At 41.1% G+C, this 26,074-nt stretch carries 9 protein-coding genes; 6 read left to right on the top strand and 3 right to left on the bottom strand.

Annotated features, from left to right (window positions below):
- A partial coding sequence (locus EPU_RS13900) for a hypothetical protein (protein WP_029487936.1) occupies positions 1 to 381 on the top strand: 381 nt, incomplete at its 5' end.
- A 67-nt stretch (positions 382 to 448) separates the two neighbouring features.
- On the opposite strand, the gene EPU_RS13555 is transcribed toward EPU_RS13900, so the two are convergent.
- The 3 genes from EPU_RS13555 to EPU_RS03450 are packed head-to-tail and all read right to left on the bottom strand — an operon-like array spanning position 449 to position 2,440.
- The gene (locus EPU_RS13555; RefSeq protein ID WP_156778396.1) at positions 449 to 697 is read right to left on the bottom strand and encodes a hypothetical protein; all 249 of its coding nucleotides are present in this window, start codon (positions 695 to 697) and stop codon (positions 449 to 451) included.
- A 42-nt stretch (positions 698 to 739) separates the two neighbouring features.
- Positions 740 to 1,177, bottom strand: coding sequence for a hypothetical protein (locus EPU_RS13550; protein WP_010166797.1), 438 nt, complete (start codon positions 1,175 to 1,177; stop codon positions 740 to 742).
- 42 nt (positions 1,178 to 1,219) lie between these two features.
- Positions 1,220 to 2,440 (bottom strand): hypothetical protein, encoded by a 1,221-nt coding sequence (locus tag EPU_RS03450; RefSeq protein ID WP_010166795.1) that lies wholly within the window; start codon positions 2,438 to 2,440, stop codon positions 1,220 to 1,222.
- Between the two features lie 307 nt (positions 2,441 to 2,747).
- Between EPU_RS03450 and EPU_RS03445 the strand changes: the two genes are divergently transcribed.
- The 5 genes from EPU_RS03445 (at position 2,748) to EPU_RS13890 (ending at position 26,000) form a co-directional block, all read left to right on the top strand.
- Complete coding sequence (locus EPU_RS03445) at positions 2,748 to 12,035, top strand: hypothetical protein (protein WP_029487935.1); 9,288 nt, start codon at positions 2,748 to 2,750, stop codon at positions 12,033 to 12,035.
- Positions 12,036 to 12,751: 716 nt separating this feature from the next.
- The gene (locus EPU_RS03435) at positions 12,752 to 22,846 is read left to right on the top strand and encodes a hypothetical protein (protein WP_029487934.1); all 10,095 of its coding nucleotides are present in this window, start codon (positions 12,752 to 12,754) and stop codon (positions 22,844 to 22,846) included.
- A gap of 228 nt (positions 22,847 to 23,074) precedes the next feature.
- Positions 23,075 to 24,064: a glycoside hydrolase family 130 protein gene (locus EPU_RS03430; protein WP_029487932.1), complete on the top strand. Its 990-nt coding sequence runs from the start codon at positions 23,075 to 23,077 to the stop codon at positions 24,062 to 24,064.
- A gap of 76 nt (positions 24,065 to 24,140) precedes the next feature.
- The gene (locus EPU_RS13895) at positions 24,141 to 25,070 is read left to right on the top strand and encodes an ABC transporter permease (protein ID WP_029487931.1); all 930 of its coding nucleotides are present in this window, start codon (positions 24,141 to 24,143) and stop codon (positions 25,068 to 25,070) included.
- 21 nt (positions 25,071 to 25,091) lie between these two features.
- Entirely contained in the window at positions 25,092 to 26,000 is a 909-nt protein-coding gene (locus EPU_RS13890; RefSeq protein WP_029487930.1) for a carbohydrate ABC transporter permease, read from the top strand.
- The last annotated feature ends 74 nt before the right edge of the window (positions 26,001 to 26,074 follow it).

The following is a 26,074-nucleotide window of genomic DNA, read 5'->3' as shown; positions in this document are numbered from 1 at the left end:
ATTGCTACATTAACTACTGAATTGGGGGGTAGTAATCATGGAGTTCAAGTATATATAGTAGAAGAAGATTTTGATGCTAACACAGATCTGAAATCTGACAAAATTTTGGCAGGATATGCTAGCGATGGATCTGCCGGAGAGATTGTCGGCGAAACAGCTACGGGCACAAATGCATATTACACAGATGAAAAAGCTTTGGTCTATAATATAGCGTTGAGAATTCCGTATGATGCGTCATTGGCAGAAATTGAGCCACTAGCAGTGTCCACCGCCTCGCTTATAGAAGAAGTAGAGACTGACGGTCTTGCTGGTGGAGAAGATCACACAAACGGATTCTACACTGTGATATTTGAAACACCATTTACTACTCAATTTATGTAACAAAGTGCAAAAGTACCGGCAATGAATAAGTCAAAACGAAGCTTTGCTAATGCGATAATGAATTTCTTCAAACGCGGATAATTGGCGTATACAATAATCGCGATGACTTTTTCAGCGATTGTATTATGTAGTTGTGAATCTTCATGACGCCGTTGCCTGTTTTGATGACGCAGTTGCTAGTTTTTATGACACCATTGCTGGCTTTCATGACGCCGTTGCTAGCTTTCATGACGCCGATGCCTGTTTTGATGACGCAGTTGCTGGTTTTGATGACGCAGTTTCTGGTTTTGATGAGGCAGTTGTTCGTGTAAAGCAAATTCGAGATCTATCTCCGTTTCAGATTTGTTATATATGCTACTCATAACATCTGCCTTTTTCTTCCATTTAATCCTTTTCTTCTATTTAATATGACGCAGTTTCTGGCTTTCAAGACGCCGTTGCTGGCTTTCATGACGCAATTTCTGGTTTTGATGACACCATTGCTAGCTTTCAAGACGCCGATGCTGGCTTTCATGACGCAGTTGCTAGCTTTCGTGACGCCGTTGCCTGTTTTGATGACGCAGTTGCTAGTTTTTATGACACCATTGCTGGTTTTCAAGACGCCGATGCTAGCTTTCATGACGCCGTTGCTAGTTTTCATGACGCCGATGCTGGTTTTGATGAGGCCGTTGCTAGTTTTTATGACGCCATTGCTAGCTTTCATGACGCCGTTGCTGGCTTTCATGACACCATTGCCTGTTTTGATGACGCCGTTGCTGGTTTTGATGAGGCCGTTGTTCGTTTTCGCGTAAAGCAAATTCGAGATCTATCTCCGCTTTAGATTTGTTATATATGCTACTCATAACATCTGCCTTTTTCTTCCATTTAATCCTTTTCTTCTATTTAATATGACACCGTTGCTAGTTTTTATGACGCAGTTTCTGGTTTTGATGACGCCGATGCTGGCTTTCAAGACGCCGTTGCTGGTTTTCATGACGCCGATGCTGGTTTTCAAGACGCCGATGCCTGTTTTGATGACGCAGTTTCTGGTTTTGATGACACCGTTGCTGGCTTTCATGACGCCGATGCTAGTTTTCGTGACGCCGTTTCTGGTTTTCAAGACGCCGTTTCTGGTTTTCAAGACGCCGTTGCTGGCTTTCATGACGCTGTTGCCTGTTTTGATGACGCCGTTTCTGGTTTTGATGAGGCCGATGCTGGCTTTGATGACGCTGTTGCCTGTTTTGATGACGCCGTTTCTGGTTTTGATGAGGCCGATGCTGGCTTTCAAGACGCCGTTGCTGGCTTTCATGACACCGTTGCTAGTTTTCATGACGCCGTTTCTGGTTTTTATGACACCATTGCTAGCTTTCATGACGCCGTTGCTAGTTTTTATGACACCATTGCTGGTTTTCATGACGCCGTTTCTGGTTTTTATGACACCATTGCTGGCTTTCAAGACGCCGATGCTAGTTTTTATGACACCGTTGCTAGCTTTCATGACGCAGTTTCTGGTTTTGATGACGCCGTTGCTAGTTTTCATGACACCATTGCTGGCTTTCATGACGCCGTTGCTGGCTTTCATGACGCCGATGCTAGCTTTCATGACGCCGATGCTAGCTTTCATGACGCCGTTGCTGGCTTTCATGACGCCGTTTCTGGCTTTCAAGACGCCGTTGCTAGTTTTCGTGACGCCGTTTCTGGCTTTCATGACACCATTGCTAGCTTTCATGACGCAGTTTCTGGTTTTTATGACACTATTGCTGGCTTTCAAGACGCCGTTGCTAGCTTTCATGACGCCGATGCTGGCTTTCATGACACCATTGCTAGTTTTTATGACACCGATGCTGGCTTTCATGACGCCGATGCTAGTTTTTATGACACCATTGCTAGCTTTCATGACGCCGATGCCTGTTTTGATGACGCCGTTGCTGGCTTTCATGACGCCGTTGCTAGTTTTCATGACGCCGTTTCTGGTTTTATAGATGGCATAAGCGGCAAGAGGTATAATCGCAAAAATTGCAAATGTCGCCGTCCTAACTGCTACTACACGACCAGCTGTTACAACATGTTTCGCTACCACATATGTTGTTGCTACAAATCTTGCTGCCCTCGTACTAAAAAATCTGGTTTATATGCGAGCAAAAAACATGGATCTACAAATGGTTTTGGCCGTTTATGTTTTTTTGAGCAAAATTTTATTTTTTTGAGCAAAATTTTATCGATTACTATTTAAGTATAATGCATTTCGTCCGATATATAATTTTGAAGAAAAGTTTCTTGAAATAGTTTATTTCAAAATCAAATTCTTTTCAGAAAAGGATTATTGCTACTTTTTTTTATACATATCTTACTCTGCGGAGTAGGCTTACTTAAAAGGAGATGAATTAATGGCTTTAATTGATAAATATCGAAAACAAATGGCTTTAACTATCGCAGGTGCTATTGCCATGGGACCTGTTAGTACTTTTGCAGATGCTTCGACGGATCCGGCAGCTAATGTTGGTGTGCTAACTTCTCAAGGAGCTGTGGTGACGGGCGATGACACTACCTATGGTTATATACATGATTTACCAGATAAGGCGACTGACTATGACAATCCACTAATGATAGGAAAAGATGACACCGCATATAAACTAGATGAACTAATACGTGAAGCTTTGTGGTTAGTTCAATTACATACATCGACTACTGATGGACTGGAATTTAAAGGTGATGGAACTGGAACTGGTGACGACGACTTATACATACAGGCGGACGACGTCGCTTTTGTTGCACTTAAAAATATACTTGAAACCAACAAATTCTCTGGAGAGGGTGCTAAAGATCATGTTGCTGAACTAGTGATTGAACTTTCTGCTGCTTTAGATGCGGTTAAGAAACTTACACCTTCTAAAGGTATTGGTTCGTCTTACAAATCTGCGATCGATGAATTAAAGAAGAATATTCACTTCGTTGATGCGCATCTCGATTTTTCTGCAGCTCGAACTATTACTACTGGAACTGCTACTCCACCTACTCCACCTAATCCAACTAAGCCAACTGCATTAACTAAGGAGTCCACTTCATTAGTTCCAATTGCAATAAGTAATAATGGAAATGATATTGCTACCGATAAATATTGGGTTACCGATACTATACATGACGCTCTTGTGAAAGCTCTCGCAGATGCGGAGACGGCTGTTCAAAGTGCCTATGCTGATGCTTATTCTACAACTACTGACTCATCTGGAACTGAAACTACTACGCTTGAAAAGGTATTTGAGGTTGAAGTAGAACTTGGAAGCAATTCGATGGCAACATTGCTAGATCCTGAAAAGGGTGAAGATGGTGCGCCGGATTTAGAAAATGACACAACTGTAGCGCAAACATCTGACGAAGAAAAGTATGATAAGGATACTCTAAAGGCGGCGGATGAGAAATATACTACTCTTGGAGATCTCTCTACAGCTGCAACTAATCTCGCGACTGCGTATACAAATTATATTGCTGCTGCTAGACCTGGTAAGTATGTCGTTGACAATGCGACTCTAGAGATTTTGATCGCTAGGGCTCTTTTAGGTGACGAAGATTTAACAAAGACAGAGTTACCAAAATCGATTTCAACAGTTAACACGCCAAAAGTATATATCTACGTAAAAGATACTAGTCAAACACCTTGCCCAAAAGCAGAGGCTACTGGAATTAAATTAGCAGGTTCTGCCCAAATTGCAAATCCTAGAGAAGGCTTCAGCGACGATGCGACATATTTTGTTGCACCAGCGATTCTGAATGATGAACCAGCTGCGGGCTCTACATGGGAACCTGCTGATGCTTTGAAAATAGGAGGCGAATCACCGACAAAATATATTTTGAAAGAGACAGCATCTGATAAGCTGAAAGACTTGGAATCAAAAGTTGAAACATACCAAAAATATGATGGACTCAATGAAGAGGGTACAATTTTAAACGGCCCGGCATATACAACAGAAATTAAAGATGGTAGTTCAGGTAAGCTTACTACCGCTATCAAGGCACTTGCTGAATTCGCATCAGATATGCCAGTTAAATTTGCAAAAGTGAGCCCTGACGACGCAGCTAAAACAGCGGCTACCTTGGAGCTACAGAAGTATCTTATCCATCTTGGAGCAGGGAATACAACAGAGAGCAATGGAAGTGGAAGTGGAAGTACTAAAGTATTTAAAAAGATTTCGACGTGGAAGGTGCCAGCCGGTCTCGAGAAAACAGTAGTTAATGCTGATGTTACGGATTCAACAACTGTAACTAAACCAACTGAATTTATTCCGGCTACAGGCGAGATAGCGAACTATACGGAAGCTGCTAGAGGGGTATTCTACTATATTTCAGAGCATCATGGGGTTGATATACCAGATACGAGCTATTGGATACCGGCTAACGGAGAGGGCGCGACTGTTCAAACCGATCTCGCCAACGCTATTGAAGAGGGCTGGAATTTATTTACAATTTCTGAAGATGCAGAATCAGAGGAAGGCGAAAATAAGACTGTAGTAAATGCAGATACTACAACTGCTACTGCCGAAAAGATAAATGGTGTTATAACCAAGATTAAAACGGCGCTCAAAGCATATGATGATGCGGCACAGAAGGGTCAAAAAGAAGCCTTCGCGACAACAACTGGGACTAGCGTAATCGCACTTGCTGAAAAAGCGTTAACAACTCTTAACAAGTACGTTGCTCTACCAACCTTTGACATAGATACAACTAACGGAAAACTTAAAATCACGAAAGCAAGAACGATGGAGACCGCAAGTGCGACCGTACCAGCTTTATCTGATGACGGAATTTTCAATATTACTAAAGAAGCGTTTAACAACGGATCTGATACAACGGATGGATATGAGTGGGGGGGCGACAGTAACGTAACTACTGAGCAGAAAACACTCATCGATACTACTACAGTGAAGCAATATGTAACGCCAGATCAGCTGGATGCGTTAATCAAAGCCGCTACTCCGTTGATAAATTTTGTAGCATACAAAGTTAAGTTCGATACGTTGCATGACGCTAATGACGATCTAAAAAAGATACTCGCAGGCTATATCGACGACTACGCTACTGGAGATAAACTTCAAAAGGATATCAATGCGATCACTGATGCCCTCGCTAAATTTGAATCCGAAATGAAGCCGGTGATGTCTTATAATACTAATAGAACTGCATTGAGTAAAGCTGCGGAGGGTAAGAACGATGAATCTGGTAGATTGCTAATTAAAGTAGATGAAGATACAGATAAAACTGTTTATATCGAAGGTACTGCTGTAGTTGTATCTGATGACGGTGGGTACACCTATAAGACTTATGACGCATCGAATAATAAATGGAGCGATGCTACACCATTTGAAGATGACAATTCCAAAAAGTGGGTAACAACCGAACAGATTAAAGATTACAACGACGCTATCTCGGCCACTGAAAATGTTATTTTAGATACTCAACCTACACTTACTGAAACTGGTAAAGCCGCCGCAAAAGGAGAAGCCAACTCTAATACAACATACACCGAAGTAAAATGGGATTCTGGTGTACTTGCGAAAATGACGAATGCCTTCAAATCTTCTACCGACGACTACTTCACCCAAGCGAAAGCGACATTGGATAAAGCGATGGAGGTATTCAATGCGGCGAAGTCAGCTCCAACCGATATTAAAGCTGCGACAGAAGCGTATGATAATTTTGTGGCAGAAATTGGAAATCCATACACCAAACCAAGTACTGGTTCTGATCCTGATACACACACAACTTTGGGATACATTAAAACTACTGGTCTAACTGCTCCAACTGCTCCAGCTGCTCCAGCTGATCCTAAAACGAAAATCGCAGCGAAATTATATAAATTCGAAGAAGGTACAGGCGATCAGAAGAAAGCAGTAAGTTACTTCCCAGTGGATGTATACGTATCCGATGATGATAACGAATTGATCAACTCTGTGACTGAGAAATTATATGGCTATACCAAGGGAGGCACAGCTGATGCGAATGCGACGCCACCAACTACATTCGTTCATAAAAATTTAGCCGATAAATTAATCGAAGAGTACGAAGAAATTCTCGAATTCTTAAATGGTACCGACAAGGATAAGAAAACTAAAGAGCATCACTTGGCTGAATACAATAAAGATAACAAGTACTTCGAGAATGAAATTGCAGATCTCCGTGCAGCGGCGAAGGCGTATGAGGAAGGTACGAAAGCTCATAAAGTTACAGAATATGAAGATGCTTATAAAGAAGTTCAAGGCAAATTAACAGATGGTAATGGTAAATTAAACGAGGCTACATTTGATTTCAAAAAAGCAGATGGTAGTACCGATTCTGGCCTTACCGCGGAGGTTGCATTTAAAACAGGTATTATTGACTCTACTAATAATAAAAAAATTGATATTGACAAAATCGAGCTAGGCGATACAGTTAAACTTTCTACAGATGGTGTATACGTGTGTGGTGAAGATGGCAAAAAAACTGACACCGCATTAGCGAAAGACAACTACTGGGTAACGCCGGATATGTTCAAAACTCTACAAGATGCCATGATCGCGGCACAAGAAATCGTAAACAAAGCCGCTTCTATAGAAGAGAAATCGCTTAGTGGCTACTTAGAAGATCCTGAATACTTCAATACGCAATACAATAGTACAGGTTTAGTGGATGCAGTAAAGGCGTTTGTACCAACCAAAATTGAGACCAATAAAGCTTTCGATGCTACTGGCAAAACTCATTGGACCGATAAAGCGAAGGAAATTCTATACGGTAAGGATAAAGTAGTTGGCGGCGAGGCAGTTGTCGAAAATGCAGATGCACATATAAGTGATGTAACTGGCGGAACAGACGTACTCACATATGAAGAGCTAAAAACAATTGGCGATGTCGACACCGTCACAGTAATATCCGAGGACGAGCTAACAGCGTTTGCTAATAAACCTGCTTCTACAACAAATGAGCCTATCGTTAAAAATAACCAATATTTGGATAAAGAGTATGCTGATGCCCTAAAAGCAGCACTAGCGAAGGCAAACGCAACTTCCTCAGCGGACGAAGATATAGCGGAATTGGCGTTGCTTGTATTAGAGGTGGATGATCACATACAACCGATAGACGTTCACAATATGCCAAAAACTAAATTATACAATGCTTATGTGGCGGCAGAAGAGAAGAAATTATATAACGGCGGCGAAGTATTGCCAAGCTGGGCTGCTGGTGCCGATGTAATGACTACTCGCTATTGGGTACCTGCAAGTGTGTTGGAGAAGATGAACGAAGAAATTACTGCGGCCAAAAAAATGTTAGATCAAACCGATAACAATTTGAATGTATCAAAAGCGGCATCTTCTCTTTCTGCAGTTGCAAAATCGTTTATTCCTAAACAGGGATTGTTATCGCAAGCCGATGTTGATGCGATAGAGGCGGCAAAGACTCCGCTACTGACTGCAATTAACATAGCTGCCAAAATGGTTGGGCAAGATGCTTATGTTGAAGATTCCAACAAACTTAAGTATACAAATACGAAGCACACGGGAGCTGCGCAAAATGTAGAAACTATTGCAGTGAGCGATGTTTATGGTACAGATATACCTGGAGACGATAACGACGGAAACCTAATTCCGGATGGAGGAACTCGCTGGACATCGTCGAAAGTGAGAGATGTAATGGTGGATGCGATCGCAACTGCTGTGGAGGCATATAATTTGCCAAAAGCAACAGCCGCAACTCTGGATGCCGCTTTGATAAAATTACAAATCACTAGTGCAACATTCGAGAAGAACGCGCAGTTTGGTAGTAAAGAACTGTTTGCCAGCGTAACTGCAACAATCAGAAAGTATTTGTCATATGTGAATGACGGCAACTTTGAGTATAAGATAGGTAAAGATACGAATTCGAGGTCTATCATAACTCCAGCAGTTGAGGATCTAGTTATCAGCGCTAAGTATGGCGCAGATGTTGCGACTACTACGTTGTGGACTTCAAAGATTGAGCAAAGTAAATTGATAAGCGCAGCTGACAAAGCTCAGACGTTTTTAGATAATTACGCTAATCCAAATACTCCAAAAAAACGCGCGACGCTGAATCAGGCAATACTTGCTTTGTCACCTATACAAAACGCCTTCGAAGAATTTTATGGTCGAGACATAAAGGGTGACGTGAAAGAAAATATTATTCCGAAAGCTCTTCGCGGTACAGATGGAATCGAGACCGCCGAGTTGCGCGAGGCCATCGTCAATGCGTATACAGCTATTAACGAACTTGCGTATATTGATGGTGTATTGCCGCCAACTACTACTTACACTAATGCTGATGGTGTATCAAACAATAGGTACAAACCTAATAGCGATTACACTTCTGCATATGTAACAGGAAAGAAAAATGGCGTCGATGTACCGATTGGCAAAAATTGGGTAACCAGTGCAGATGTTGCCAAATATGCTCTTGCTGTAAACAGTGCTCAAATCGCGTTAAACAAGTTTATGATCACCGAAGAACCATCGCAACAAATTCTAAATCTGGCAATGACCGCGTTAGACAGATCTTCCGAAGACTTTGCTAATGCCAAGAAAGTTGCGTACCAGACAATGGATTCTATTGTATATGGCACGGCAGCAGAAAATCTTAAAAATGCTATCATTCAGGCATGTAGTGTAATCGGACATGATTATAAAGGAACATATATCTCGAAATCTGCAAATACAGAATTTATAAGTGGCCCGTTGAACTTATATTCTAAGGTAGAGTTGAGCATCTCGGGAGATGGAGGAGATGTGAGTCCGTTCTATCACTGGGTTCCTGCAATAACGCTTAACGCATTTAAGGGATCGATTGTAAAGGCAAATACGGCGTTGCGAAATCCGATTGCAACAATAGCGAGTTTAGATTCTGCGTATAAAGTACTCGAGAATGCGACAGAAGCATTCAATCGTGTAGCAATGAAAACTGAAAATCAATCTGGTAAAAATGATGAGCTTGTGGCCGAGGTTGAACAATTAGAAATTTTGATTACTAAAGCTACGGATTTACTATTTGGAGCTGACAGAAATTCTCTAGTATTTGTAAGTGCGAACGGAAACGACGTGCCAAACGATTCTAAGTGGTTACCGGCAACTATGGTGAACGCTTTGCGCGCGCAAATTACTGCAGCCGAAAATGCGATATTCAACACCAAGACTGCAACGCATTCGGTGACCGGAGTGCAAGGAACTGGAAAGACTACTATTGTGGCACTGAAAGGGCTAGTAACATCGCTAGGCAATGTTGTGAAAAACGCGTCTGCGGCACTTCAAGATGGAAAATTAAGTGTTGATCATGCTTATTCTGATGCTGTGAAAGCACGAGTGAAGTTAAAAGTATTATTAGAAGAAGTCGCACCAATGACAAAAACCTGGACAAGTAAAGCGCAAGGCACCGACATTACAGACGGCGTGAAGTGGGTTACCCCAGAAAAATTGGATGGCTTTATTGTAGCTGGCGAAGAGGAGTCGATAGCGCCGGTAGAATTTATTGCGAATGTGTATAAGGCAGCGAACGCCGCGTATATAAAACCGTATACAGTTGCGGGAATCGTGGAGTCCTATGAAAAAGCAATAATAGATCTTGAGGCAGCAATTAGACAATTTACTAATGTATTAAACAATAAACTTCCAAATGGCGTTGAACTAGATGAAGATGACGAAGCTATTGGCGGCGTGGGTACAGAAGATGCGTTAGAGTTAGCAAAGAGAGTATTAAGCAATAGAATAGCTGTCCTGACAAACTATGTGAATTCAGTATCAGAAGTTAGTGATACGGAAGATTTAACTGCAGATGGAGAGATATATGAATTGGAAATCGGTACACCATATGCGCTCGATAACGATATTGAGGAGATGAAAGAGGCAATCGAAGCGGCTCAGGACGCAATGGATGATCTAGAGGGAACTCCAGAAGATGCCGCAAAACTAACCGCTGGATCTTTATATGGAGCCACAGCTGATCCTAACGCTGACTCGGGTAAGGAGAGTATATTACACATACTAAATGATGCCCACACTAAATTTAAAACAAAGGTTACAGAAAAAGTGAAGTGGGCAGGTACGATATTGGAGCAAGCTCAGGTCGCTGTAGAAGCGATGTTCGGCGAAACGCTTCCTGTAGTTGCAGCTGATATTGTAGTTGACGAGACTGACTATGATGCTCTCGAAACTCATCTTCAAACAATGGTAGAGGAAGTAATTGGAAAAGCCTATATCAACATGACTGTACCGGCTGACGACTCATCAGCTGGAAAGCAAAATTCTGCTACCGTTGAGACGAAAATTAAGGTTACTGTAGAAGTAACAGACGCAACAGACGCGATAGATGGAGATATGGATGAAGCTGCCGGAGAAATCGGAGAAGGTAGTGCAACAATTAAGTTGGAGTTAGAAGCAGCCGACGGATCTGGATCTGGAAAAATAGCTAATGCGCCAAAGGCTGTAGAAATAGAAGACTTTGAATTTGAGATTGCAGCTGCGGAGTATAAGTGGAATATGGCGAAGAAAGCAAACGCATTGGAGGCAGCCGCGAAGGTATATGGTATTAAAGATGACTTCAAGATTAATGGAGCTCTGTTAAACGACAAAAATGAAACTGCAGATGATAGAAAGGCAGCCAATGCCAAAATAGCGGTGAAAGAACTTCGTACGCATATTGAAAAATTGATTAACAATACAGATGTTGAAGTATATATCGTATCGGAGGATTTTGATGCGGATGATACTGAATTTAAAGCCGACAACATATTCGCAGAACCTGCAGCACCTAAAGCTCCTTCAATTGCAGGTACGAAAGATCCATCTGATGCGTATAACGAGGAAGATGGCACATTCATATTTAACGTAGCGTTGAGAATTACTGATACTGAGGCTACTGAAACCAACGCAATTGTAGCGACAATTAGATCTATCGCAACTGAAAATAACATCGAGTCCAAAGTTGTAGAGATTAAGAATGATGGCGATGGCACGGGTGGTAATTCCGAAGATGCCGATGATAAATACTATACCATAATATTTGAAGATGTATTCGAAGCAAGTGTAACGGACGCTAATTGGACAGCCGTGGAGAAGAAATCGTTGTTGAAAGCCGTTGATGCTATTGATAGTATACGCAACACCGATCTAGCTAAGATTACGGCAACCCCTAATGACGCTAAAACTGCAGCAACGGCGGTGAAAACCGGCATAACTGATGCATTAAAGACTGCATTGGGTGATAAGCATGGAGTTCAAGTATATATAGTAGGAGAAGATTTTGATGCTAACACAGATCTGACACCTAACCAAATTTTGGCAGGATATGCTACTGGATCGACTGTATCTGCTGGAGAGATTGTCGGCGAAGATGCTGCGGCCACAGATGCATATCACGCAAATGAAAAAGCTTTGGTCTATAATATAGCGTTGAGAATTCCGTATGATTCGTCATTGGCAGAAATTGAGCCACTAGCAGTGTCCACCGCCTCGCTTATAGAAGAAGTAGAGACTGACGGTCTTGATGGTGGAGAAGATCACACAAACGGATTCTACACTGTGATATTTGAAACACCATTTACTACTCAATTTATAGAAGCACAAAAAAGTTTAAAAGTACCGGCAATGAATAAGTCAAAACGAAGCTTTGCTAATGCGATAATGAATTTCTTCAAACGCGGATAATTGGCGTATACAAACGATAAATCAAATAACAAACAGACGATAAATAAATAATACACAGACGATAAATAAATAATACACAGATGATAAATAAATAATACACAGATGATAAACGCAGTTTCCCATAAGTGGATCTGCCAATGACTGCGGTGTTTTCAGGATGAATAACTTCAGGCGTTCGCAGATCTCAGACTAATTTATACCATCAAAATAGTATTGAATAGCTTAGACGAGAAATTACACTTGTACTGATTCAAGAGTTTTGACGGTACACATATATTATACCCAGACTTTGCAGCCGCACATATTGGATAAGACGAATGCTTATACTAGCCAGGCTGCGCAAGATAAAATAACGGCTGAGGAAAGAGAGTCGATAATACACGATCATATTACAGCAGAAGACAAACGCAAATAATGCACAAATGATAAACGCAGTCTCCCATAAATGGATCGATTTTTGGTATTCGCAGATCTTAGACTAATAATAGTATTAAATAAACGAGAAACTACAATTGTACTCCTATGTTATACCTGGATTTTTGCAGCTACACATATCGGATAAGACGAAAGCTTATACCGGCCATGCTGCGCAAGATAAAATGACGGCTAAGGAAAGAGAGTCGATAATAGCATTTCAAATTGATGCTAGAGTGTGAAAAAAAATGATCATAGCAGACGCGGTTTTGCTATGAGTTAAATTTAAAGGAGATGGATTAATGTCATTATTAAAAAAATACAATAAACAAATGGCCTTCACGTTATTAGGAGCAATGACGCTTTTGCCAGTCGATGCTTTTGCAGAGACACCTACTTCTTATACGGATGGCACTGTTGGAGCATTAACAAAATCAGTAAAGGACGCACCTGATGGCAATACGGGTGATGGAGACAACAAATGGACGTATGGAGCAGTGACTAACTTGATTCCTGCGACCACAGTTGAAATCCCGCTCATTAATGCGCTATTGCAGAAAGCGATCCGGTTGACAGAACTACATACAACGGATGTCGCGGGGCTGGACTATCCGGCTGATCAATACTACATAGAGATCGATGAAGATGAAGACGCCTTTGCTGAGTTGAAAAAAATATTGGCAACGGGGGTTATTACTAATGCAGAAGATCCAGGGATAGCAGAACATATCAAAATCGTAGCGGAGAATCTAGAGGATGCTATAAAGGATGTAGAGAAGCTGAAGTTTGTCGAAGGAACTGGTGCAGATTATAAGGCGGCAATTGATAAACTTAAGGCTGAAATTCATTATGTAGATGCGCATTTGGATTTCTCAAAATATGCGCCAGTGACAGTGGATGAGGAAGTTGCTGATCCAAATAAGCCTTTCGATTTCGGAGATCCTGACAAGACTGAAACTGACTCAGGGGCAGCAGCAGCGGTGGGTATAGCAATTAGCGAAGACGGTTCTGATGTTATGGAAGGAAGATATTGGATAACAGAAGGCATCCATAATGAAGTAGTAAATGCAATTGGAGAAGCTGAAGATGCGTTGATGAATGTCTATAAAGAGGCACAAATTGTTGCTGGTAAAAAACTTGACGATAAAACTGATGGATTTAATGAGGCTGTAGTATTACTTGACAAAGTAACTGAGGGAAAGGGAGACGATTCCGCTTCCGCTTTCTCAACATTCGCTTTGGCAAAAAATAATGAGCTGAAAGGTGAATATAGTGCGTTAGATCAAAATACTGGTGATCCGACAACTCCTCTAGCAGGTGCCGCTAAAGCAATTGCGTTATTATCAGATGAGACAGCATATAAAATAGCAAATGTTGTGGCTGGTACAAAAGAAAATCATACTACGTTGGAGAAGATAGAAGATGCGACCGAGGCGTTGGAAAAAGCATATAAAGAATATTTAAAAGCAGATGAAGGAGAGGCAGAAGTAATTAGCGCTCGTAAATTGAATTTAGATAAGCAAATCGCATTGGCTATTCTTGGCATTAAACCTGATGGTGACGGCGCATTGAAATTGCCAGATTCGTTACCAGCGGCTACAACAATCTTCAACGAGGCTAATAAAAATGTAATCTATGTATATACGAAAACAGATACTGGTGCTAAAACAAGTACTCTAAGCACAAGAGGAGAAGCCGACGGAATTGCATTATATATTGAAGCTACGCATTCGTCAAATATTACTGCGACATCAAAAGAAGGCTTCGGTAAGGATGCACAGTATTTCATTGTACCAGCGATAACATCTGATCCATATTCTGTTGAAATTGCAGATATAGACTTGCTAGATGCTAATAAAGAAAAACAAGGCACCTATATCACATATGCGGAAGCCAACAGTCATCTTAAAACGCTACGTAATTTATTTCAAGAGTTTGAAAAATACGATGGGGTAACAGATAAAGCGATAAAAGATATTGATAATGTAGCAGATTACGAAGCATATAGAGCCGAAGTGAGAGAAGGAGTTAAGGCGGCTGGAAATAACGATTACAATGCAGATACGAAGGTTGCGTTAGTTGTAGCGAAGATAGCCGGATTTGCTGAAGAAGTATCAGAGACTGTATCAGTTAGCGAAAGTACAGAGAAGCAAGAGGCAATAGCGGAGTTACAGAATTATTTACTACATCTAGGATATTTGGAGAAGAAGGGTGATACGATCGGAGCAGCGGCAGATGCAAAAGAGGTGGCATTTAGCAAGGTGATAGCAATTGGCGAAACAGGCGCTACAACTCCTACTACTACTGCAGATGGACTAAGCGATCTCGTTGAAGGAGACTTTGGTACAGCTATAATTGCCGACAAATTCTATAACATCTCAAATGTAGGCGGAGTTGATTTAGATAAAAATCAGAAATGGGTAACGCAAGCAGAACATGATGCGTTAGAAAGTGTGTTGACTCGTTTACATAAATTATTCAAGGAAAACTTTATTACACAAACTCAACCTAAGGCTGAGAACAACGATGTAGATAATATACTTTACACGACGGAAATGGTAAAAGCTGAAACTGCGAATTTGGTGGCAGCAATCGAGATGTATGATGAGGCAGGTAAGGACGGTATAAAAGCTGATTTTGCCAAATCGGTGAATGACATTGTTGAGGCACTAAAGGACGTAACCGAATATGTAACGATGGCTACTTTTACCATTGAGACCACCGGAGCGGGAGCTCAGACTGCTCCAAAATTAACTGCTGCTAGAATTATGAAGGACACTGGCAAAACCGTATTATCAGAGGACGGAGTATTTGCGATTACTCGCGAAGTTCTTACTGCTGCTCCAAATGGATTTACTCTAGATAAGGCTACACCATATAGCTCTATTCAGAATAAGCAACTCATCAATGGAGGAGCTACTGGAGGAGCAAATACTGGAGCTACGCATTATGTAACACCAGCCGATTTGAATGCATTACTTACTGAAATCGAGCCAGTTGCTATCTTATTAGCAAACGAGAATATAACCGGCGCATCTGGCGCGCACTTAATCAGCGAAACAGCTGCCAATGTACATGCGACAGCAATCGGAAACGCTAGCGCATTGGTTGACGATTTGGTAGATAAATTCTTTACTACAACTGATGGCGAAAATGCTTTAGAGATTCTTGTTGACAAAATTAAAACTGCGGTTAAAACGTTTGAAGACGCCAAGAAAGAAATTATACCATATAAAGCGACGAGAGATGCATTGCGTGATGTTGTGAATCCGAAAATGTTTGAAACTCCAACTGCGGTGGCAACCGATGGAATTAGAAAAAGTATTCTCGTGGATAAAACTAATGGTGAAGTGTATATCGAATCAGATGCAAATGTCGTAGTATCTAAAGACGGTGGCTATACTTATGTAACTTATGATCCTGGCACTGATAAATGGACTACTGCAACTGACGTAATTCCTAATACCAAAAAATGGGTAACCATGGAAGCTCTGGATACGTATAACGTGGCAATCGCTATGGCAGAAACAGTTTTACTTGAGAGCCAAATTAATGCTTATGCAATAATACCTGGTGCCGGTGGTAATACGGCGAATGACAAAGCATCTGATACAGTTACTAATCCTAAAGATGATGCCGGAGAGAAAGCTGTATATGCGGAAGCTAAATTGAACGATGATGCATTGGCGAAGTTGGCAACTGCCGCGGCTAACGGTGACGATTACTTTGAAATAGTAAAAGAAACTTTGGATAAAGCAGAGGAGGCATTTGAGAAAGCGCAGCAGAAACCTGAAAGTACTGAGGTGAAAACATCTTTAGACACATTTAAATCGAATCTGAATTCTATTTACAAAATTGAAGTGAAGAATGCTGCTACTGAGGTGGAATCGTTTGAAAAACTAGGATATATAACGGGGACGACTCCGGCTCCGGGAGGTACTGCATTAACTGTATACGAATATGAGAACAATAGATATCCAATAGGAGTATACGTGAGCCAAAACACTACTGGTGTTATCAACTCTGTAACTGGTAAATTATATGGAATGGATGCAACTGGCACAGCAGATGGTAGCGGTGCACCAAAAAGTTATGTAAGCGCGACATTGGCGAAAAATGTATTGGACGCTATTAATATGGCAGAGACAACTAAAGATACCCCGTTGGCTGTACTCGGAAAACTGATAGATAAAGATAAGGATTACTTCACAAATATTGAAACTAAAGTTAAAGCCGCGGTAGATGCATTTAAAGCAGGGGTTAAAACACATCTTAGCGAAAACTTTAAGAAGGCTTACACTAATGCTCAAGCAGTAATTGGAGCTAATGCCGCATTGAACGCCGATACATTTAAATTAGATCCTGCAGTAACTGATTTGATACTTAAAGATGCGCTTGATGTAAAATTTACAGCAGATGGAAAAATTGATTTGGCTTCAGATATTAAATTGGATAATACGAAAATTCAAGAATCGCTAAATGGAATAGACAGATATAATTCGCAAGAAGATTTGGACGGTGATCATTGGGTAACGCCGATGATGTTTAGTAACCTTAAAAATGCAATGATAGAGGCACAGGAAATGTTAAACGCCGCGGCAGCTGCGGAAGCAAATATAGTACAAGCGTATGTGAATGCGTTGGACGATGTTGCAGCTATCAGGGTGGCGCTGGAAGGATATACCAAGTTAGAGGGAGCAGCGAAGACGGAGGCAGAACAATTAGCGGCTAACGCAGTTGCGAGATTGAATGTAACTGATGAAGAGAGAGCAAAACTTGAAGCGGCCGTGACTAAAGCATCATCTGATGCAGATGCTACCAAAATATTAGATAACATCAAAACAGAATTTTTCAAATATAGTTTGACTCCACTTCACAATGCTATCGCGGAATTTGCTCCTAAAAAAGTAGAGACTATGGATAGCGCGGAAGACTGGCGAGATAAAGCTGGAAAACTTTTATATGGCGCAGACTATGATGTAGCTAAACCTGAAACTTATGCAACGTTGCAGGTTAGAATTAGCGAGCTACCGGGTGGAGCAGATACGCTTACATTTGAAGAGTTAAAAGCGGCAGATACGGATAAGGCGGAAATTGGCGAGAGCTCCGATGGGAAACTACTATATGGATTGAATGATGCTGAGATCAGTACAATAACAGATGGGCTAACGTATATCACGAAAGATTACGCAGATAAACTGATTGCCGCATTTGACGCATTGGTGGCGGACATCGCAGATGAGAAAGGTGACGAAGATGTATTGCGCACGTTGGCGATATTAGTGAATCAGTTTGAAGAAAAACCGTTGAGTGTTGCGGGAACCGAGGGAACTGCAAAGATCGAGTTGTACAATAGCTATGTGACAGCATCTGATAGACTGACTGTTAAGGACGAAAAAGGCGCGAAAGTTATAGTGGCAAGCGATAATCAAGGGGCTAATGTATTGAAGACCGAGTATTGGGTACCGTCAGCAGTGTTGAAAAATTTGACTAACGCATTAACCGCGACAGAAAAAATGTTGAGCACTCCATCTTCAAAAGGAAGCGCCGCATTTGTAAAAACATTGACCGCACAGATTACGACTAATACTCGTTTGGCAAATGCAATGAATCCGAAACCTGGTATTGCAACTGAAGAGCAAAACGCAAAATTGATAACAGCGAAGGCCAATTTATTAACTGCTGTAAATAAAGCAACGGTACTGGTAGGAAGAAAAGCATTTTTGGAAGATGGTACAGAAAACGCGAATGCCAATATTATAGATGAAGGACGCGTGGTGGTGAGTAAGTTATTCGGTACCGATGTGTCTGGAATGGATGTGGACGGAAACTTAGTACCAGATTCTGGAACAAGATGGACTACAAGCGTGGCAGCAGCATCGAAGGCGATAGATATGGCGATGGTTGCGTATAATAATCTATTAGCAACGGAGGTTTCGCTAGAAAGAGCTCTGATAAACTTAGAAAACTTTATGGCAAACTTCGAGAAGACATTAAGATACGGCGCGAAAGATGTTTACGATTCTGTAAGCGCAACAATGAAAACGCTAATTAAAAATGCACGTGAGGGCAACGCAACATATGAGACGGGCCCAATCATCGCAGTTAAGGATATTGCGATCAGCTTGCTAGGTGGCGCGGACATCGCAGTGAACGCCGTATGGACAACGAAAGCCGATGCGACAAGAATAACAGCAACCGTAAATGCCGCAGAGAAGTTTGTGAACACATTTGCCAACGTTGATGCTCCAGAGAAGCGAGTGGACTTAACTAAGATGGTAGCAGAGTTTAATAAACTGCGCAACGCATATGAATTGTTCTACGGAAGAGATATATTAGGAAACCCAGTTGATGTCGTATCGAAAGTTCAGCCGGGAACAGACAAAGTGGAAACGTCAGAGATTCGCGTCGCAATTGAGAAGGCAGTGGAGATAATTAACGACTTAGTTTATATGAAGGGAGCACCAAAACTAATTGCCAAATTTACGCCATTCRACGGAGATGCGTCTCAAGAGTATGGATATGATCAATTAATACCAGATAGAGATTATGAGCTCGAGAAAATAGAGGACGGAGAAGACGGTAATGGCAACGGCGTGGATGAAGCAAGTACAACAGACATTCGCGTATCAAGCAAAGTAGCGGGCGTCGATGTACCGGCAAAAACTAGCTGGGTACCGGCTAGTGCAGTAACAAAATTGGCAGGATCTGTAAATGCAGCGCAAGTAGCAGTGAGTAAATTCGAATCTGCAGGAGACAAAGCAAATCAAGCATCGTTGAATGTAGTGCTCAAAAATCTTGAGACAGCTATAACAGCGTTTAATAAAGCCGTGAAGGTYACAGGAGAAGAGTTGGATCCGAAGGCTGTAGGATATCAGGAAGCATATACGAAATTGTATAAAGCTATAGATCAGGGATTTGCGCAACTGGGRTTAGACACAACGGGGCAGCCTGTAGAAGACGGTGGAGACTTGCCATCAATGGATGGAGATTTGGCATTTAATAAAGAAGTGCGCATGAGTATCGCGGGAGATGGAGGCGATATAGATTCAGAATTCAATTGGGTACCGGTKGCAACTTATAATTCGTTTAAGAATGCGGCAGTAATAGCAAAACGAGCATTGGACGCTTCRAACGCATCTGAAAAATCATTGACGAACGCGTTTAACGCCCTGGATAGAGTCGGAAATGCGATAAATAAAACAGCAACTCAGAAAGGTGAAGGGCAAAAAGATAAGCGCGATGGTATTATCGACGAGCTGTCAGGTAAAGTGGACGCGGCGAAGGATATATTATTCGAAGAAGCTGTGTTTGTGAGTGCGAACGGAAAAGATGTACCGACAGATAGTATGTGGATTAACCCTGTACATGCATCGAAACTCAAAGCGCAAATTGTGGCGGCAGAAGCAGCAATCTTTAATGCGAACAAAGATGCACACGAGACAACTGGCGTGAAGGGCACTGGAAAAACCACAATGGCATTATTAACCAATTTAGACAAGGCRTTGACTTTATTATTGGATACCGTGAAGCCGGCTTCGGGATTATTAGAAGATGAAGAAAAAGTAGCGGCAGTTACGGCGAAGAATGAGTTGAAAGCTATAATAGATCAAGCCAATGCATATGCAAAAACGCGTGCAAGTAATTATCAGGGCACCGAGTTGGCAGATGGAGTGAAGTGGGTTACCGGAAATATGGTACCAGGATTCACATTTGACGAAAAGACAGAAGTAGAATTACGCCCAACTCTATTTATTGCTCAGGCAGCTAAGTTGGCCACAGTTACTTATTCTATACCATATACTAAAGCGAACGCTCAGAAAATGTATGAAGAAGCGAAGGCTACTTTAGAAAAYGCAATTTCGCAATTTAAAAATGTATTAAATAACCAAACACCAGATGGTAGAGATTATGATAATGGCAGATTGAAATTATCTGGAGAAGGCACGATGAATTCGATCAAGGCAGCGAAGGATGCGATTAATAAACGAATAGTAGAAATCACAGCGATGATGAAAATGACTCGCGTCGCTAACAATACAAATGCGATTGAAAAGCTCGCGAACGGATCGTATTATGCACCGGCAACAGAKGTTCAAGCAATTAATACTGCCATACTAAATGCGAAAAAGGAAATGGCTCTGCTAGAAAGAACAGTAGAGGCAGTGAGCGATTTGATTGGCGAGAGCGATAGTGTATTGGCAGCGTTGAATGTAGCGGCGACGAAATTTGTAGATGTTCGCGAAGTAAAAGGTACTAGCGAAGGAACAGTCTTTGACAATGCGGTAGCGGCAATGGAAATATTATTTGATGATAAGAATCCAATAGTGGTACCGTCTGAAATAACAGTAGATACTGAGATTGTATCATATGTGAAGGCGCTTGTGGAAAATGTTGTAATAGATTCAGCGATCGTGGTAACTGTAGAAACTACGAACTCTAAGCCTGCAACAGCGGGCTCTGCAGATGAGCCAGAAGGAGAAGCAGGTTCTGCCGGTGTTAAAGTAACGTTAGCTTATGGTGAAGAAGATAAGGAAGAGATTAATGAGGAAGTTGTTTTGGCGGCCGCTCCATATAAGTGGGATTCTATTAGCAAGGCGAATATACTTTCAGCTGCATCAATAATCTATGATCATAGAGAGAAGCTCGTTGTGGATGGCGTATTATTAGCTACGGCAGAGGGCACTTCTGATACAGACAAACTTGTGGCTCAGGCGAAAGTTATAGCAAAAGATTTGAAAGATCAGATTACAGAGATGATTCATGATTCAGCGGTCGAGGTATATATAGTAGCTGCGGATGCAGAATCTGGGGACGCACTGGAACCTACTAACGATATCACCACGAATGCGGAGACCAATGCGTATGAGGAGCCAAAAGTTACGGCAAAAGGCGAGGAAAAAGGAAAGCTGAAGTTTAATGTAGTGTTGAGATTGCCTTATGCTGATGTACCGCAGTTGATGACTATCGCAGAACCTCAGATTATGCATCACCTAGATGAAGTAACCAATGACGGAGCTAAAGGAGTCGCGGATACAGACAACGAATTCTATACTGTAATATTTAAGGAAGAATTCACGGCTACTGTGACTAACCCACCACAAGATGCGATAACGGCAGTTGACACGGCCGCTGTAGAGATGGCAAAAGCAATTTATACTGAAAACAAAACTAAGAATGCGTTCGCTGAGATTGAGAATGTGATTGGCGATACAGTAATAACGCAAGCACAAGCTGAGGCGAAAATAATTCTTCATATTACAAAGCTGTTGGATGAGAAAGGATTTGCAACTAACATAGCTAACGGATCAGCGACAACTGCTGATAAGATCGCTGTGGATTATGCGGCGGTAGAAGATATGAAGTTTGAGGTAATCACAAAGGCGTTTACAGCAGCAACCAAAGAAGCCGCTGGAAAAATTACGTTTGATGTAAGATTTACTCAGGGTGCAGTGATTGATAGCGTAACTGGAGAAACTGATTTAGCTATAGCCAAAATACCTGAGGATGAGCTAGGAGACTTTATGCTTGAGATAGAATCATTCCCTACATTACTAGAAAAGTATGCGTACGTGGAAAATTCTGATGGGTTAGGAGAATTTGTAAAGAAAACCGACGAGCTGGTAGCATTTGCTTTAACAGATAAGAATGCGAAGGACGTGTATTCAGCATCAACTATTTTAAGTGCGTTTTTAAATTCAGTAGCAGCCGAGAAAGGATTTGATCTTGGCGAGGATGACGATTCAATATTTATCACATTGCCAGATACAATATTTAAGGCACCACGATCAGCGACTCAGAAAGCCAAAGGGGTTGATGGATTCTATAAATTTGTGGTACAGATTAAAGAAGGAACTGCAGCTGACGCGAAAGTTAGAAAAACATTCCAAATTACAACACCGATCATAGCATTGCCATATGAGGCTCCAGCAGCAGTAAAAGCGGTAGAAGCAAACTTAATTTCGCTAGGATTGGATCTAGATGCGGTAGCCGAATTTGAGGAAGCGCAAGAGTTTGATGCGGTAGAATCAGTAATAGAAGTAGAAGAAGTATTTGATTTTGAAGGTGGATACGAAGAAGAATTCGTAGAAGAAGAGTTAACATTCGATGATTCGACTGAGTATGAATTTGAAGAGAGCTACGAATACGACCAAGAGTACGATGCATTGCTAGAAGAGGAGATGATATTTGAGGAGCAAGAAGCATACTTCGAGGAGCAAGCGCTCTATGAAGAAGAGATAATGTTCGAAGAAGAAATGAATTTCGAAGAGGAAATGAATTTCGAAGAGGAAATAATATTCGAAGAGGAAATGATATTCGAAGAAGAAATGAATTTTATAGCAACGAAGAAACAATCATTTATAGCAAAAGTAAAAAATTTATTTAAGCGAGGATAAAAATCTTCAAAATTAAAACCTTTCCCAAAAAAAATTGGGAGAGGTTTTTTTTGTAGACATAATTTCGATTTTAATTCAAATTGAAGCATGTTTTTGTGTAATATTATATTTTTATTAATATTTGCGAAAAAGTTACTTAATCTTTAGTTAATTTTCATATTGAATATTTAAAAAAATCCGGATATAATTAAGTTACAAATTTAATTAACAAAACAAAGGAGAATGTTTATGGCAAAAATAATTGGTTCATCATTGTCAAATATACCATGGCAAAGCAAGCCGCTAAATTGTACAGACGCAATATGGAGATATACAAATAACCCAGTTATCAAAAGAGACGCGATTCCGTCATCGAATAGTATCTTTAACAGTGCCATTGTACCGTTCGAAAATAAATTTGCAGGTGTATTTCGATGCGATAGCAAGTCTCGAAGCATGGACATCTTTGCAGGGTTTAGCGAAGACGGCATAAACTGGAGTATAAACCATGATCCGATAAAATTTGAAGGTGCAGACAGAGAAATTTTAAAGGTAGAATATAGATATGACCCGCGAGTATGCTTCATAGAAGATCGATATTGGATCACCTGGTGTAACGGATATCATGGCCCAACGATAGGGGTTGGATACACCTACGATTTTAAGAAATTCACCCAAGTGGAAAACGCGTTTTTACCGTATAATAGAAATGGAGTAATGTTCCCACGCAAAATCGACGGTCTATATACAATGCTCAGYCGGCCTTCAGATACTGGGCACACGCCGTTTGGAGACATTTTCTGCAGCCAAAGCCAGGATATGACGTTTTGGGGTAAACACAGACACGTGATGAGCACTATAAAAACAAATGCCTCAGCATGGCAATCGACAAAAATAGGAGCCGGGCCGATACCAATCGAAACAACAGAGGGGTGGCTCATGATATACCATGGGGTTCTAAACAGTTGTAACGGATTTGTATATAGCTTTGGTGCGGCACTACTAGAAATAAACAGGCCATGGGAAGTAAAATATCGAACGAAGCCGTACTTGCTATCACCGCAAGAGTACTATGAATGTGTAGGAGACGTACCGAACGTGGTATTTCCGTGCGCGGCACTGACTGATGCGAGCAGTGGACGAATAGCAATATACTATGGGTGCGCCGACACAGTAACGGGTTTGGCATTTGCGGAGGTTGACGARCTGGTAGAATATATCAAAAGGAATTCATTATAGTCGGCGTGAGCTGGCAAAATTGTTGCAGTTAAATATACGGAAAGAGGATTAGTATAAAAAGGAAAGGGCGTATATCATGAAAAAGAAGCGAATCAATTTGAAGGAAAATAACCAATTATTGCTTTTAGCTTTGCCAGGATTGATATGGTTTATCGTTTTTAGCTATTTGCCATTGATAGGTAATGTTATTGCGTTTAAAGATTTCAAGATACATAAAGGTGGTTTTTTAAATAGTTTGATACAAAGCGATTGGGTGGGGCTAGACAATTTTGAGTTTTTGTTTTCGTCGAGTGATACATTRCTAATGTTGCGCAATACAATAGGATACAATTTGTTATTTATAGTTTTGGGTACGGCGATACCGATCATTATTGCTATCTCGATTAATGAGTTGCGCAACAAGAGAGCGGCTAAAGTTTATCAGAGCATTATGTTTTTTCCGTACTTTTTGTCGTGGGTAGTTGTAAGTTATTTTCTCTTTGCATTTTTGGATCCGTCTAAGGGCTTAATTAATGCAATACGCGAAGCGTTTGGGTATGAGTCAATTAACTTTTATTTAGAGCCCAAATATTGGCCATACTTTTTGGTTGCGCTAAATATTTGGAAAGGTCTCGGGTATGGCACTGTTTTGTATCTTGCAAGCATTGTGGGGATAGATAAAACGTATTACGAGGCAGCCATGCTAGATGGCGCTACCAAAATGCAACAAATTCGATACATCACTCTTCCTTTCTTAAAGCCGGTGGTCACTATTTTGGTAATACTTTCTGTTAGTAAAATTTTGAACTCAGATTTTGGACTGTTTTATCAAGTGCCAAGAAATTCKGGTGCGCTATATAGCGTAACTCAAACAGTAGACACATTCGTTTATCGTGCGATGACCAGCCTGGGAGATATTGGCATGAGCTCCGCCGCTGCGTTGTTCCAATCCACTGTAGGTTGCGTATTGGTGTTGCTTAGCAACTGGCTTATAACAAAGATTGACAAAGAAAATGCAATATTCTAACAAAAGGAGGACGGACGAACAATGGAAACCAAAACAGATTTCTCGCAAATAAGCAAGTCGAGCAATATAATGCTCCATATTATTTTTACGACACTAGCTCTGTTGATGCTTTTGCCAGTTGTTTTTGTAGTGATCATATCGTTTAGTAGCCAAAATTCTATTGCAGAAAATGGGTATAGCTTTTTTCCATCGGAGCTGAGCTTGGAGGCATAYAAATATGTTTTTAGCAATGGGCAAAGCATCATGTCATCRTTTTTAGTTTCTGTGATCGTAACGATTGGCGGTACGCTRTTAGGAAGCATCTTGATGTCTACCTATGCCTATGTGCTATCTCGCAAAAATTTCAGATATGTAAAATTTTTCACAGTCGTCGCATTGATCCCTATGTTATTTTCGGGTGGTATGGTAACGAACTATCTAATAATGACCACGCTTCTAGGTTTAAAAGATAGCTTATGGGCATTGATTTTGCCATTGCTAATGAGCTCATTTTATATATTTGTTCTAAAGGCATTTTTTCAAGGATTCGTGCCAGAAGCGATCATAGAATCAGCCAAAGTTGATGGAGCAACAGAGTGGCAAACTTTCACCAAAATCGTTATTCCGGTTGGCAAGCCGGGGATCGCCACTATTGCATTGTTTCTTACATTGGGATACTGGAACGACTGGTTTCAAGCGATGTTGTATATCGAAACACAAAGCAAAGTGCCTATTCAATATTTATTAATACGAATGGAAAATACAAGCAATTTTTTGAAGCAAATGTCAGCTTATATGGGTGCGAGCGTCGCGGAGATTGCAGCCAACATGCCGTCAGATACATTAAAAATGGCCGTGGTAGTAATCGTCGTATTGCCGATAGCGTTGTCCTACCCATACTTTCAAAAATATTTTGTACAGGGGCTCACAGTTGGTGCGGTAAAAGAGTAAGCTGCCGCCGCTGAACGGGTAATATTTTTCTGCTGTTAAAAATACTTTCATAATACACTTTTTACTAAAGGAGA

The sequence above is a fragment of the Candidatus Epulonipiscium viviparus genome (assembly GCF_000171335.1).
Taxonomy (GTDB): Bacteria; Bacillota; Clostridia; order Lachnospirales; family Cellulosilyticaceae; genus Epulonipiscioides; species Epulonipiscioides viviparus.
This window is presented reverse-complemented; position numbering and strand designations above follow the sequence as displayed.

Coding starts and splice junctions, on each gene's coding strand:
- EPU_RS03445 (WP_029487935.1), top strand. CDS start 2,748: ATGGCTTTAATTGATAAATATCGAAAACAAATGGCTTTAACTATCGCA.